The organism is Thomasclavelia saccharogumia DSM 17460 (assembly GCF_000686665.1).
GTDB classification, from domain to species: domain Bacteria; phylum Bacillota_I; class Bacilli_A; order Erysipelotrichales; family Coprobacillaceae; genus Thomasclavelia; species Thomasclavelia saccharogumia.
Map to the genome: position 1 here is coordinate 15427 of NZ_JMLH01000037.1, position 14278 is coordinate 29704.

Annotated in this window: 16 protein-coding genes and 1 pseudogene; 1 reads left to right on the top strand and 16 read right to left on the bottom strand. The window is 34.4% G+C overall.

Features of this window, described 5'->3' with window-relative positions; all coding sequences use genetic code 11:
- Positions 1 to 66: 66 nt before the first annotated feature.
- From tenpIN to BR82_RS0109100, 16 genes and pseudogenes are all read right to left on the bottom strand, one after another.
- Positions 67 to 549, bottom strand: a complete 483-nt coding sequence (tenpIN, locus tag BR82_RS0109020; RefSeq protein ID WP_034864587.1) for a type III toxin-antitoxin system TenpIN family toxin — start codon at positions 547 to 549, stop codon at positions 67 to 69.
- A gap of 305 nt (positions 550 to 854) precedes the next feature.
- Positions 855 to 1205 carry a TnpV protein gene (locus BR82_RS0109025; protein ID WP_027089926.1) on the bottom strand — a complete coding sequence of 117 codons (351 nt, stop codon included), beginning with the start codon at positions 1203 to 1205 and terminating at the stop codon, positions 855 to 857.
- Positions 1202 to 2494, bottom strand: a complete 1293-nt coding sequence (locus tag BR82_RS0109030) for a relaxase/mobilization nuclease domain-containing protein (RefSeq protein WP_027089927.1) — start codon at positions 2492 to 2494, stop codon at positions 1202 to 1204. Before BR82_RS0109030 ends, BR82_RS0109025 begins: the two co-directional genes overlap by 4 nt.
- Positions 2494 to 2811, bottom strand: coding sequence for a plasmid mobilization protein (locus BR82_RS0109035; RefSeq protein ID WP_027089928.1), 318 nt, complete (start codon positions 2809 to 2811; stop codon positions 2494 to 2496). Before BR82_RS0109035 ends, BR82_RS0109030 begins: the two co-directional genes overlap by 1 nt.
- Positions 2812 to 2983: 172 nt before the next feature.
- Positions 2984 to 4687: a bifunctional DNA primase/polymerase gene (locus tag BR82_RS0109040; protein WP_027089929.1), complete on the bottom strand. Its 1704-nt coding sequence runs from the start codon at positions 4685 to 4687 to the stop codon at positions 2984 to 2986.
- On the bottom strand, positions 4684 to 5043 hold the full coding sequence (locus BR82_RS0109045) for a plasmid mobilization protein (RefSeq protein ID WP_027089930.1): 360 nt from the start codon (positions 5041 to 5043) through the stop codon (positions 4684 to 4686). Before BR82_RS0109045 ends, BR82_RS0109040 begins: the two co-directional genes overlap by 4 nt.
- Positions 5027 to 5524 (bottom strand): annotated as a pseudogene (locus BR82_RS15575) (site-specific integrase); the annotation flags it as partial. The pseudogene BR82_RS15575 and the gene BR82_RS0109045, both read right to left, overlap by 17 nt.
- A gap of 87 nt (positions 5525 to 5611) precedes the next feature.
- Complete coding sequence (locus BR82_RS0109055; RefSeq protein ID WP_027089931.1) at positions 5612 to 7186, bottom strand: recombinase family protein; 1575 nt, start codon at positions 7184 to 7186, stop codon at positions 5612 to 5614.
- Positions 7177 to 8877 (bottom strand): recombinase family protein, encoded by a 1701-nt coding sequence (locus BR82_RS0109060; protein ID WP_027089932.1) that lies wholly within the window; start codon positions 8875 to 8877, stop codon positions 7177 to 7179. The genes BR82_RS0109055 and BR82_RS0109060 overlap by 10 nt, the downstream gene beginning before the upstream one ends.
- Complete coding sequence (locus BR82_RS0109065) at positions 8878 to 10575, bottom strand: recombinase family protein (protein ID WP_027089933.1); 1698 nt, start codon at positions 10573 to 10575, stop codon at positions 8878 to 8880.
- A gap of 139 nt (positions 10576 to 10714) precedes the next feature.
- Entirely contained in the window at positions 10715 to 10963 is a 249-nt protein-coding gene (locus BR82_RS0109070) for a DUF6870 family protein (protein ID WP_027089934.1), read from the bottom strand.
- Positions 10944 to 11324, bottom strand: coding sequence for a type II toxin-antitoxin system PemK/MazF family toxin (locus BR82_RS0109075; RefSeq protein WP_027089935.1), 381 nt, complete (start codon positions 11322 to 11324; stop codon positions 10944 to 10946). The genes BR82_RS0109070 and BR82_RS0109075 overlap by 20 nt, the downstream gene beginning before the upstream one ends.
- Positions 11325 to 11898: 574 nt before the next feature.
- On the bottom strand, positions 11899 to 12474 hold the full coding sequence (locus BR82_RS0109080; RefSeq protein WP_012744262.1) for a sigma factor-like helix-turn-helix DNA-binding protein: 576 nt from the start codon (positions 12472 to 12474) through the stop codon (positions 11899 to 11901).
- Between the two features lie 225 nt (positions 12475 to 12699).
- Positions 12700 to 13131, bottom strand: coding sequence for a hypothetical protein (locus tag BR82_RS0109090; protein ID WP_027089936.1), 432 nt, complete (start codon positions 13129 to 13131; stop codon positions 12700 to 12702).
- A 7-nt stretch (positions 13132 to 13138) separates the two neighbouring features.
- A complete protein-coding gene (locus tag BR82_RS0109095) occupies positions 13139 to 13351 on the bottom strand; it encodes a sporulation initiation factor Spo0A C-terminal domain-containing protein (RefSeq protein WP_027089937.1) in 213 nt (70 codons plus the stop codon).
- Between the two features lie 151 nt (positions 13352 to 13502).
- On the bottom strand, positions 13503 to 13820 hold the full coding sequence (locus BR82_RS0109100; protein ID WP_008688152.1) for a helix-turn-helix domain-containing protein: 318 nt from the start codon (positions 13818 to 13820) through the stop codon (positions 13503 to 13505).
- Positions 13821 to 13999: 179 nt separating this feature from the next.
- Between BR82_RS0109100 and BR82_RS17710 the strand changes: the two genes are divergently transcribed.
- Positions 14000 to 14206, top strand: a complete 207-nt coding sequence (locus tag BR82_RS17710) for a DUF6219 family protein (RefSeq protein ID WP_015524569.1) — start codon at positions 14000 to 14002, stop codon at positions 14204 to 14206.
- Positions 14207 to 14278 lie beyond the last annotated feature (72 nt).

A 14278-nucleotide genomic window follows, 5' to 3' on the forward strand; every position in this document is an offset into this window, starting at 1 on the left:
AAAATACAAATCAAATCAATTTAATACCTAAATTAATAACCTTAAAAAGATTATTATAATATAAATTTAACTTCTCACTACAATCCCAAGCTCTTTATGAAAATATTTAAGAGTAGAATACTTATATTTTCTTTCAAATTGTTTGATATGTAATGGCATATGACCATTAACATGCTCAACATAATCATGTATATATTTTTCTAAATTATTATGAATATGATCTTCTTGTTTTTCAAATTCTTTATATTCATCAATATCAATAGTGGAGCTTTCACCAATATAATCATCTTTTGAAACAATAACAAGTTTAGAGAAATCTAATCCTGATTCATGCTTTTTACTTCTATCAGAAAATTTAAACTTATAGCCATTATTATGTTTCATTTCAGTTCTAAAAGGTACACATACATAACAATCTGCTAAATAATCAATCTCAAATAAAACAACATCATAACTTCTTCCTTCTTTAGTTAATATTTCTTGATATTGATCATGAGGATAATCTTTATAAAATTGTTCACTCAACTTTTTTATTTCATAATCATGCACTTTACTTATCCTCCTTTTCTCTAAAAAAATAAGAGGAACCTGTTATAGATTCCTCTATCTTGCATCCTTGAGCCATTTTTTATTTTACCGATGTGTCTTTGCTCTCACACATCATCATCGCTCGGTCATTTTTTATTTTACCGACGAGTCAGAACCGTCACTCGTCATCATAGGATGCTTTGAGGTTGAACACCTCATTATTAATATGCACCAAATATGCATTTAATAACAATATAAATGAAAGTTTCCTTTCACTTATATTATACTCATTCAAATAAAAAAGTCTATAATTTTCAAATTTAAAATCACATATAGATAATTTTACGATTTATAATCTCTTCAACACAATTTTGAATATTATTCATCTCTTGAACCCATTTCATTTGATCTTTTTCTTTAAGGTCTTCAGTAATGTTTCTTTTTGTTTTATATTCTTCAATCAGTTTATCATATAATGCATTTGCTTCATCATCTACCATTTGAAGATGGTCATTTAATTCACCACTTATTAATAAATTTGTATATACGATTGGTCGATGCTGTTTTAAATACTGTAATCTTTTTCTACCAAACCTTGTTAAGTGAATTTCATTTTGAGGTGGTAATGTGAGTTTTGGATATAATAATCCATTAATTTCTTCATATTCTATTTTCATCTTGATCTATCCTTCCTTTCATTTTTTGTATGTTTTTGTTCAACTCTTTCCATTGATTTAAGACTCCTTTCTTTTAAATCATCACACATTTTGATTTCCCTGCGATACCATTTGATTTCTTTGTTATACTCACTAATTAATGCTCTATATTGCTTTTCTTTTTCTGGATCATCTTTAAAGCTTCTTATCTTGTTATAACAGTGTCTTCTTTTTCTGATAAAATCATCCAATTTAACTTGATTATCATCTTTATATTTATCTAATTCTTCAATACTATTGATATTGTTTTGACACATCATCGTGACTTGATGAGTGATTTCTTCTAAACGAACAACTGCTTCAGCGACTTCCTTTGGATATTTTCTCATACGTGAATAGTTTTTAGGAAGTATGCCTATTTCATACTGCCAACGAATAAATCGTCTTGCTAGTGGAGTGAGATAGCCTTTTCTGTATTCTCTATAATAAGGTTCAACAACTGTATAATATCTTTGATATGCTTTGTTTTCAGCTGGATGTATTAATGGTTTATTATCTATCCTTTTTTCAATATCATCAATACTATAATCTTCTTCTAATTCATTTATAGAAATAAATTTTCTTGCATCAGGATGTCTAAACTGTATATCATTTCCATCCTGTTTGATTTCATAGCCTTCAAATCTCATAATTTGAAAGAATGATGTTAAGGTATTACTTTGATCAATAGCTAAATCAATATCATTAACTATTAAGTGTTTAATTCTTTTGATGAAGTGATGATTTGATTTTCTATTTTGAGAAGGTTGTTCAATCACTGAAAGCTTGTATTTTCTACATAGTTCATCCGAAGTTTGACGCATGGCTCTATAATCAGCTTTTGTATTACAAAATCTATGACCATCTTTAAATGATGTAGCATTAATGATGATATGATTATGAATATTATCAGTATTAATATGAGTTGTAATAATCACTTCAAAATTATCTGTCCATAGTTGTTTTGCAAGTTCAACACCTATTTGATGAGCTAAATCTGCTGATACTTCATTTCCCAAAAATGACTGATAGCCATGAAAACAGACAATCTCTTTTTCATCATTAAACATCTTTTTTGTATTATTCATGGATTGACAAGGATCATTTTCATCACAATTGATACAGGTCACATATCTTCTTTGAAGTGTCTTTTCTTCGTTAGAAACATAATGAACTGTATCAATAAGTGACGAGGTCTTTTCGATATTATAAACATAATCAATAATATGATCTAGTCTATCAGTAACTTTCCATAATTTTGTTGTTGCCATTAGACACCCTTAACAATTTCATCAAGTTCTTTCATATTTGATGAAAGGCTTTCTAATATTCTTTCTAGTTGTTCCTTGTCAATCTGCTTATATTCAAAACTTAATGAAATGAGATTTTTAATATGTGAAGATAATTCATTAAACTGATTAATGAAATGGTAATAATCAATATTAGGTAATTCTTTAACTTCTTTATTCAATACCAAATAAAGAAGAAAATTTTGAACATTCATAGAAGCCTTATCAGCTTTACTTTTTAATAATTCAAATTCATCATCACTCAATCTAAAACTCACTTTATTATCTCGTTTTCGCAATTTATATCACACTCCTTTGTTTATCATTCGTAAGAATGCGGTTGTTTTTGGACTCCCAAAAACGTTGCTTGCTAATCCATTATCACTTTATATTTTATATATTTTTCATACTTGATGAGTGACGGTGTGACGGTCAGAACTGACTTCCATCACATCGTCACACCGTCACCTTTTATAGCTTTTCATCACCTTCATAAGTCAGCCTCATTTGCCTTGCTTTATTCTTTCTTGGCAATCCTTCATATTTAATATAGCTGTCTGCTAAAATTTCTTTGTTCTTTTTTAGTAACATTTGAAGCCCTTTTCCACTTAACTGTAATGACAGTTTAGAACATAATACTTCATGAGAACCTTCATATACTTTATTGCGTACAACAAAATTGACGACTTTGCTTAAATTTTCATCAATATGCTCATCAAAATCATTTTCAACTACCTCAAAAGTACAGTTTTCGTTTTGAAATAAGGTTAATTCATCATCTGGAATATCTTTACCCTGTATAGCAAGCTGTCTATTCTTGGATAAAAAATTTCTTTTAAACATCACTAGAATACTATCTGAACCAGCCGGTAAGCCACGACTACCATATATTGCATCAAATGGATTATTAGGATCAATTTCCTTTTTGACATGTGTGATCATGATGATTGATAAATTATATTGAAAAGCAAGTTCGTGATATATTGTTGCTTCCGCATATTCATTATCATAATCTCTATCTTTGCTTTTTCTCATTTTTGCAAAAGTATCTACTACAACCAACTTTAAATCTGGATTAACTAATAATTCTTCCTGAATTCTTCTTTCTAAGTTATAATTGTGGTCTGATTTAAGAATATCAATAACAAAATGATCATTTTCTTTTATATTCATTCTTTTAAGTCGTCTTTGAACTTTATGTTTATGATCCTCAAAAGCTAAATATAACGATGAACCCTTCACAACCTTTTTACCAATAAAATCTTTTCCTGTAGAAATCGCTTCGGCAAGCTGTAATCCAAAGAAAGTCTTTCCTGCTTTTTGAGGGGCACCTAATAAAGTGAGACCAACTGAAATCATATCTTCTACAATATCAGGCTCATCATTCATTTCCATCGTTAATAACTCAGTGACAGTAAATCTACCTCCATATTCCAATTCTTTCTTTGTCTGTATGAAACCTTTATTGTAAGATAAGGCATTTTTACAAATTTTATGGACTTCATTAGCACTTAATAATGGTACACATCTTTGTTCATTTTCTTTTTGTATACAGACTTGAATAGCTTCATCGGTTAATCCTTTTTGTTGAAGAAAACAGGCAATTTTATATAGATAGTTATTTCGCTTTCCTTCATATATCTTTTCATAATCTTTAAGTTGTTTTGTAGGATATTTATCTTTTTTATTGATAAAATCATAAACCGCTTCATTTGCTTTTGCGATTGGAGCATCTAAAGATACAAAATATTTTCTATCATCTATTTGACTGCCAGCACCAACCACATATCCACCTTCACCTTGAATATCAATTCCTTCGTATAAATTAATTTGACAAGGTATATTTCTATCTACATAGTAGTAAAAATGCCAACCATCATTTGGTGTTCTTACAATTCTTGTTTTTGGAAATTTCTCAATATAAGGTTCCATAATTTCCTTACCATTTCTATCATTGTTATTTGCAACAAAAATAACAATAAAACCATCACCTGTTTTCACACCAATATTTGCATTAGGATATTCCCTCCACCAAGTTTGAACTTGATGGCGGTCATCTGTTGCTTCTTTTTTCCAAGATTTTAATATTTGTTCACTTTTTGAATTGACTTTCAACGGAAATATTTTAAAATGTTCTTGAGCATAGTTTAAAGCTTGATCTAACAATGGATTCATTGGCGTGGCTCCTTGTTGGCTTTAATCTCTGCTTTTTTATTTTCTTTTAATCCTTTGATAGTCTTTAATAAAACTTCTAAAATAACCATTTCATCTAGTGATAGTTCATCTATATTTGATATTTCTTGAAATCTTTTTATAAATTGAAGTAACTGATTCCTAATTGATTTAAATACATAGGGACTAGGATTCACATTAATTTTTTTATCTGTACAACAAGCAATCAAATAATCTTGTTTAGTAAGCCCAGATAATTTTACTTTTTGATTCAATACTTCATCTTCTTCAGGTGAAACTCTAAAAGCAATCACCTTTGAGCGAAATCTTCCTTGAAAATCATTATTTTTCTTCGACATCTTGATAAGTCCCCTCTCTTTCACAATCTAACTTATCTGCTATTTCTTGTCCTCTTGCAGGAAACAAATGAGCATAACGATAAGTAATTTCAATACTCTCATGTCCTACACGATCCGCAATAGCTAATGCAGAGAATCCCATCTCAATAAGCAAAGATACATGACTATGACGTAAATCATGAATTCTAATACGCTTAACACCTGCTTCTTTGCTTCCTCTATCCATTTCATGATGTAGCCATGATTTTGTCATTGCAAAAATACGTGTATCCTTTTTGACATGGTAAAGTCTATTGATGTAATCCTGTATTTCATCTGCTAAAAATTGAGGAATAGGAATAATACGATTGCTTTTTACAGTTTTAGGATCAGTGATCACATCTTTCCCTTTAATACGTTGATATGATTTATTAATCCTCAACGTTCTCTTTTCAAAATCAAAATCTGCTGGTGTTAAAGCTAAAAGTTCTGCTTTTGTCAATATAAGTCTAAAAAAAATTTGCTTTTAATTCGCAAAAAGCACCACTGTTTTCATCCAGTGATGCTCCTGCGAACAATCTTATTCCGTTTATGCTTTTTCTTCTTTGTAGAAAATGTCATCCATCTTCCAGCTTATCTCCATACGACCTGGTTCATAAATAAAGACTTTCTCAATAATCTTTGACAGCTGTATTTTGTCAAAATCCTGCAATGCTGCAATCTCATTTACTTCCATTTCTTTTTCTGTTGCTTCATCACATTTTTTCTTCGCTACTGCAATCTCATTCTCCAATTCTGCTATCTGCAAAGTGATTTCTAAAATACGGGAAGTCGTTTTTTCCAGTTCTTCCATATACCCTTCCTTGTCCAACACTTCTGAACGATAATCAGAATATAGTTTCATCTTTCTTGACGAGAGTCGCTTTTTTTCACTTTTCAGTGTTGCGATATTTTCTTCTTTCAAAATTGTTTTATGCCATTCTCTTTTCTTTTTCTCAAGATTTTCCGAAATGAATTGTGCCATATTTCTGGCTGCATCCAGTACTGTTTCTTCTGCTTCTTTCCTGTCCATTTTACTTTCCGCACACCCACTAAGACCACTGATATGTGCCTGCATACAGCGATACCCAGTCTCTCTGCTGGTAAAACCAAGTCTTCTTCCACAGGTCGGGCAAAAGAAAATAGGGCAGGCTACTCCTCTTTTTGCAAGAACTTTTTTCTGGTTAGTAAACGCTTTCTCATTTGCTTTCCGGAATAATTCATCGGATATAATTGGTTCATGTGCATTTTCTACAACAATCCACTCCTCTTTATCATTGGAAACCAATTTATTGCTTCCTGTTCTTGCCACTCTCTTTTTATTCCAAATAATTTTTCCAAGATACACTTCATTTTTGAGCATATCTGAGATTGTTGTGACTGACCAGAGTTTCTTTTCTTTTTCGTTTTCTCTGTGCATTTTTATACCTTTTCTGCACATATACTCCCTGCATGTAAGCACATGGGTTTCGTTCAGATATTTTGCTATCTGTCCTTTGGTTTTCCCATCTGCCGCCATTGTGAATATCAGTTTCACTGTTTCAGCCGCTTCTGGATCTATAACCAGATGATGCTTATCTTCTGGATCTTTAATATATCCATATTTTGGAAAAGCCGGCATATATTCACCGTTTTTAGCATGTGTTTTCATCGCAGAACGAACTTTTCTGGACAAATCTCTGCTGTACATTGCGTTCAGCATATTTTTTAACGCTACACTCATTCCTCCAGTAAAACCAGAGGAATTGATACTGTCAAAACCATCGTTAATTGAGATAATTCGAATACCAAGGACTGGCAGGATTTTTTCCAGATAATTCCCCACTTCCAGATAATCTCTTCCAAATCTTGAAAAGTCCTTTATAACAATACTTTTTATACGTCCTGCTTTTGCATCTTCCATCATCCTCTGAAATCCTGGACGGTTAAAGTTTGTACCACTGTACCCATCATCTACATATTCAACTACTGAACAGTTAATAAATTCGTCCTGTTTTTTGATGAATTCGTTTATCAGCATTCTCTGTGCACTGACACTGTTGCTTTCGGCTTTTATACTGCCATCTACATCATTATCCTCCGACGAAAGTCTGATATAAACAGCGATACATTCTGTTACTGGCATGACTCAGCCTCCCGTTCTTTTGCATATTTTCTTAATTCTTCCAACATATCATCATACACCAAACGTACCGTAATAGAACCGCTTTCATGTATTTCGATTTTTTCTACAAAAGCATTGACCATTTCCTTTGTCAGCGTTCTCGTATTGCGGTATTTATTGATCAATGTTTCCCATTCTTCCTCTGTGTGAAAATTTTTTTCATATCCAACCTGATGCTTTAATAAAATCTCCATGTTATTCTGGATCTCTTTTTCTGTTTCCGCATCCTGCTTTGAAAATGTTTCATACTGCTCTGCATCAATAATACGGCACACATAATCCTCAAACAATCTTTCCCGGTGTACTGCCACTTTTTCCAGTTCTTTCCGGCATTTCTTGATTTCCCTGTTAAACACATCATATTTTTTAATGCTTTCCTGTCTTTGATTCAACCGCCGAATCAAATCTACATTTTCAACATATACATTGATATGTACACGTATCACACGCAGTACATAATCATTCACTTCCAAATCAGTGATAGAATGTGGCGTACACTTCCCGTGGAGCTTATTATTTCCACAGTAAAACCTACGATGATTGCCTTTTGTTTTCCCATATAAATACATGGTTTTTCCACAGTCTGCACATACAATTTTCTGCTTGAAAAAGTTGAAGTCTCTTACATTATTGCCATTTGATTTACGAGCTTCATTAACCCGTTTTACGATATGACCAATCTTTTCCTGTACCTCATCAAAATCCTTTCTGCTCACAAGTGCCTCATGGGTATTTTTGATAATGATCCATTCTTCTTTCTGATTCATTTTCTGTCTCTGTGCTGCCCAGGAATCATTGGTAAACTGATTATGCACACTATCACCGGCATAATATTGGTTCTCAAGGATTTTGTGGACTGTTCCTCCACTCCATGTCCATGTCGCTGACTTTTCATTTGCTTTTCCTGCTTTATCCAGCTTGTAGGCTTTCGGGCAGAGATACTCATCCGCATTTAATTTCCGGGCAATCTCTGCATAAGTCATTCCATCAATAAAATACTGAAATATCTTTTTCACCACTGGTGCTGCTACCGGATCTGGAATCAGCTGATGAGGATTATCCTTGTCTTTTTCATAACCATAAGCCATCTGACCGGAAGGAAATTCGCCATTTGCCCAGCTCGTCCGGTATGAACTTCTTATTTTCTTTGCCAAATCTCTGGAATAAAACTCATTATACACGTTTGACATGCTGATCAGCAGGCTTATGTCATCTCTGAACGAATCATAATGATCATTCACCGAAATAAAACGCACATTAAAGAATGGGAACACTCTTTCAATATAGCTTCCTGCCTCTACATAATTTCTTCCAAGTCTAGAAAGATCTTTAACAATAACACAGTCAATATTTCCCTCTTTGATCTCCTGCATCATCTCATTAAAACCATCTCTCTCAAAATTAGTTCCGGTTTTAGATATATCATAATATTCCTTTGCAACCACGATATCTTTCTGTTCTTTTACGAAATTATGAAGCAGAACCATCTGCGTTTCTATCGTATTTCTTTCTCTGTTCTTTTCACTCTCATAGGAAAGCCTTGCATAAAGGGCTGCATGTGAAACTTTTTCACACTGGTTTTCAGCTTCTGTAACCAAATTTTCTTTATTTCCAACATTCACATAATCTACTTTTCTTGATTTTCGAGCCATTTATACGACCTCCCTCTTTTGAATTTCTATTCTTCCGTCCATACCTGTGTTGACATCACATCCCACTGACTGTATCTGCCGTAACAGGGATTGATAACAGTCATCAAAATTAAATCTGACTTCAATATGTTTTTTGTCATATACTAATATCTGGTCAATCAGTTCAACAGCAACAGTTCTTGTAAGTTCCTGTATATTCTGATGCTCGGCAAAATAATCCAGCCAATGATATTTATCACTTTTTGATTCCAGGACTTCACTGATCTGTTGATCAATGCTTCGGACTGCTTCCTCGGCTTTTTTCCGTTTTTCTGTGTACCCGTCATGAAGCTCTTTATAATCTTCTTTTGAAATGATTCCTTCACGGAAATCCTCATATAGATAATCTCTTAACTCCCGGCATCGCACGGCTTCTTTTTCTTTTGCTTCTTTTCTAATTTCCAGTTCTTTTATATCCAATTCTTGAAATGGTACTTCATGGATAAAATCCATGATTTTTTTCATATCAAGGATATTTTCAATATGGATTTTTACCAGTTCCAATACTGTTTCTTCTAGTTTACCCATTGGTATTCTGTGTGCTGCACACGCTTTCGTAGCCGCATGTCTGGAACAGATATAGTAAGCATATACCTTTCCTCCTGCCGGAACATCCCGTTTGATCATCATTGCCCCACAGTCTCCACAAACCACAAGTCCAGATAATGGATATACCTTTTCCTCGTTCGGAGAAGTCCTTGTATCTATCCCTAATAATCTCTGCACCAGTGCAAATTCTCGTTCTGATACGATAGCCTCATGGTTTTTTTCAATTCTAACCCAATCTGTCTCCGGCTTTTTCATCAATTTTTTTACTTTATGGTTTGGTGTTGTTCTTTTTCCCTGCACCAGAGTTCCAGTGTATACTTCATTTTCAAGGATTCTTTTTACCGACATGGCGCTCCATTCTGCCTGTTCGTGTGTTTTAAAATTATCCTGAATCCTTATTCCAAGACTGTGCTTGTATTCCATTGGTGAAAGAACACCCTGTTTGTTCAATGCATTGGCAATTGCTGTCTGGCTCATACCTGATAATTTCATGCGGTAAATTTCTTTGACGATATCTGCCGCATATACATCTATCACCAGTTTGTTTTTATTATCTGAATCTTTCTGGTATCCATACGGTGTAAACGCTCCAATATATTCCCCATTTTTTCTCTTTACTTCCAGGTGGCTTCTTATTTTGATAGAAATGTCACGGCAATATGCATCGTTAATGAGATTCTTGAAGGGAATTACGATTTCGTCTGCCTGACTTTTCCCTTCCAGGCTGTCATAATGATCATTGACCGCAATAAACCGCACGCCAAGTGCCGGAAATAATCTTTCGATATATTTTCCGGCATCAATATACTCACGTCCAAAACGGGAAAGATCTTTTACAACGACACAATCCACAATTCCTTTTTTGATATCTTCCAGCATCATCTGAAATGCAGGACGTTCAAAATTAGAACCGCTGTAACCGTCATCCACCCGTTCTGATACAACAACTATATCCTTTTTATCTTTTAGGAAATTTTTTATCAGATTTTTCTGATTTGAGATACTGTTGCTTTCACGCTTTCCAGCAGTAGCAACATCGCCATCTTCTTTCGATAAACGAACATAAATGGCTGCATGATAGATTTTCTTTGAATTGTTAATTTGATTCATCTTCATCCTCCTTAGTTTTACCTTTCCATCAACATTGGTAAAACCCAGAGGGTGAGTCGATTTTGTCCTGATATGAATGAGGAGTCCTGAATTCCTCGTCTCCATATTAACATAACTCTTCAGATTTTACCATCACTTTTTATACAGAAAGCAAAAGTTCCTCAAATGCATCTTCAAAAGATACTCCATTGTTTGCAAACCTTATTTTCACTTTTACATTTCCTATACAGACAAGATAGGGATTTCCCACCTGTCTGAGATATTGAGCTATTCTTTTTTCCTTCGTATGATTCCGGTCAATCCTTATTTTTCGGATATCCTTCAATTCCTTCAGATCCACATCATCAAAATCCGTTTCCAGATAGTTTCTATATTCTTCCGCAGTCATGCCCTTCTCCTTCCATTCCCATCTGAATCCGTACTGCTTTCAGTACCCGATCCAGGCTCCACTTATTTACTCTTCCGCATTTCTCAATAATACATTTTGTAGAAATGCTCATAACCTGTTCAGCCAATGCCAGACTTCCTTTTCGGATTCCTGTCATATCGTACTTACTGATAAATACATGTGTTGGTAAATACCGCTTCTTATATATTCTTGACGTCAGCGGAACTACTGTAATGACTGAACTGTATGTATTAGCTTTGTTGTTACTTACTACGATCACCGGTCTTACTCCACCCTGAACCGAAGTTGTCGGAAACATACCGAGATCCGCCCATAAGATATCTCCTCTTCGAATCGTCACTTGTCATCTCTCCAATCTTTTTTTATTTGTAAAGCATCCCTAGCGCTATATTGGCTCCACAGGAATACGGCAGAGTTCCTTTCCAAGATGGAAAGCTCTGCCGCATAACCTCTATAGCCAATTTGATTATTAAACAGTGCTCGCTCGATTCTATTTATCCTCGATACCCCGAATCGTTACTCCTGCATCTGCAGGAAGGGAATAATAACCTGTCCGGATGCTATACTCCGGACCACAACCCAAAAACTCTCGTTTCCAGGCTCTGGCAGTTCATAGGTTTACCAATTACAGACTTCTCAGGGTCTGCAAGTGTATCGCATCTCACACATGTCATCGCATCACCAGCCTGCCGACTGGCTTTGGTCAGTGCTTTTTCGCAGCATTATTAGCTCTAAAAATGTTTTTACGTCTTATAATCCTATAGCGGCATCTTCCTCGTGCTCACTGTATGAAATGTCACGTCAGTTATTATTGGATATTCAGTTATCACGGTGCGTTTTAGGGAGTCCTTAAAGCTCCTCTAATTACTAAAGTCAAATGACTTCGGAAGATGCAAAAGATTTTGAAAAATTTTTTAAAAAAATTTATTCATATACATTTCACGCATCTTATTAAGAATGGATTTCAGCTTGTATGACAGCATCTGTCTGGAAATTCCCATAATCTCTGCCATCTGTGTCTGTGTCTTGTTTTCAAAGAAAATACCGTAAATAATCATGCGTTCCTCGGAGTTCAGCTGATTGATCACTTTGTGGATATCCTGCTGTTCCATTTTTGTCAGCACACTATGCTCCACATCACAATTCAGATCCGGAAAATCCTCTATCATAAAGCCTTCTCCATCAATGGACTGACCACTGTAAGGTACTTCCCTCAACATCTTGTCCACGACCTCTCCCAATTCGTTTTTGATTTCTACCTTTTTTGCCTTGCTGCTTCTATAAAAATTGTTCATCGCATACGCAACCTCTTTTGTAATCTCAATCATCTCTCCATCAATATTTGCGTAATACTTTCCTTCATAAAAATATGGGTGTTCAATATACATGTCCGTTCCTCCTGAATTTGAAATCTCGTTGCTTGTTTCAAATCCAGAAGGCGGACCTCTGTTTAGAATCATGCCTGCTCCGCCTTTATCCTGCCGGGACATACCCGCAGTTATTGGCTGAGAAATTCAGGCACGAAAAAAAGCCCCAGTAGTTTTTTTCTTAACTACTGAGGCCTTCGTCTCTTTCTTATATTCAGTTATCTATGCCTTCTTTCATCAGCATAATCATTGTATCAGGATAAAGTTCACAAAGTATCCGCAATACATTCCTATAAGTTCACATCATTATTGAAATCGTACATATTTCAGTATAAAAAGTTCACCGTGTTATTCTTCTACTTCTTTTCCATCTATATATAGTTGAAATTTATCAGGATTATTGACAACATCATAGTCCTTTCCATATTCTACAGGTCTGTATTCGGCTGTCATTACCGATTCCCCATCTTCAATATCCTCTTTCCATAAATAGATGTTCATATCAAGACTCGTCGCATATCCCCTGTCTGTGGAGAATTTTGTCGAATGAAAAGAATCATCCTTGTACATCTGCAAAAGCTCTCTTGCAAACGCTTCTCTATCCTCAATATTTTTCCGGTTAGCGACCACGGTTAAATTTTCATCCCGATTTACGGAAAATGTTCCTACCACATCCGGTTCACCTTCCTTATGACTTGATTCAGGTTTCCCATAAATACTTCCTGCAGCAATTATCAAGATGACTGCTCCTGAGATCACTGCAATTATCTTTTTCTTCATATTTTCATTAATTTCCTTTTAATTGTTTTACTGCGTAATTGATCACTTCTTCCGGTGTGGGTCTGTCTCCTTTAAGTGTCATTTTCTTCCATTCTTCCTGCACAGCCGGATCGGGATTATCAAATCCTGCATCTATGGCTATCTGCATTTCTCTGCGTACCTCTTCTGGTGTTGTGTTATACTTTTCTGCAATCTTCTCATAAATAGTTTTCTCTCTCATTCATTTTCCTCCAATATATAAGTAGAATTACACCTTGTTCTATAGAACCAATTTAGCATATTTCTATTATCATGAAAAGACACTTTACAATTTAAAGCGGAATAAAAAGTCAAAAAAAAGAAGAGCTACTTGCTCTTCCCATTTTGTCATATTACTCTTCCAATAATGTATGAATTACTTTGATAATTTTTTTCTGCTCTTTGATCGGAAGTTTTTCTATTTTCTCTGTCAGCTCATTGGTAACACCTGTAACTGAATGTGCCACAACATCAATCAAAAGAGTATCTGCAGAAACATCTAATGCATTTGCAATTGCAACAAAGGTATCCAATTTTGTAACTTTCAAGCCTCTCTCTATTACACTCACATGCGTCGGACTTAAATTTACTAATGCAGCCAGTTCCTCTTGCGTGAGATTTTTTGCTTCTCGTGCTGATTTGATTCGCTGTCCTACTGCCTTCAAATCCATCGTAACACCTCCTCCAGAACGAATAATCGTTCTGGATTTAGTATACTTGTGGATATCTTAAATATACAGAATCGCAAAGCCAAGTTCTAATTCTACAGAACTATATTTCAAGATTTTCTTTGCATATTCGTAAAATAGAGTTATGATTGAAGCAGCTAAATCAAAGGAGGTATCAAATCATGAAATCACATAAATACTGGTCCCTAGGCGCACTTTTCTGTATGTTGGGATGCATTTATTCTGGAATCAGAAAATCTATGACTGCACATAAATACTTTGCCTATTCTTCATTGCTTTGTATGGGCATGTCCATTTATTCCGGTCACAAACTGGTTTCTCCAAAGAAGAAAAAAATCACTGAATCAAACAATAGTGAAAATAATTGAACAAAAAATTGACCTCTATTCATCAAAGACAAAGTTGCTGGAGAGTTTTTTCCCTCCAACAACTTTCTTCAT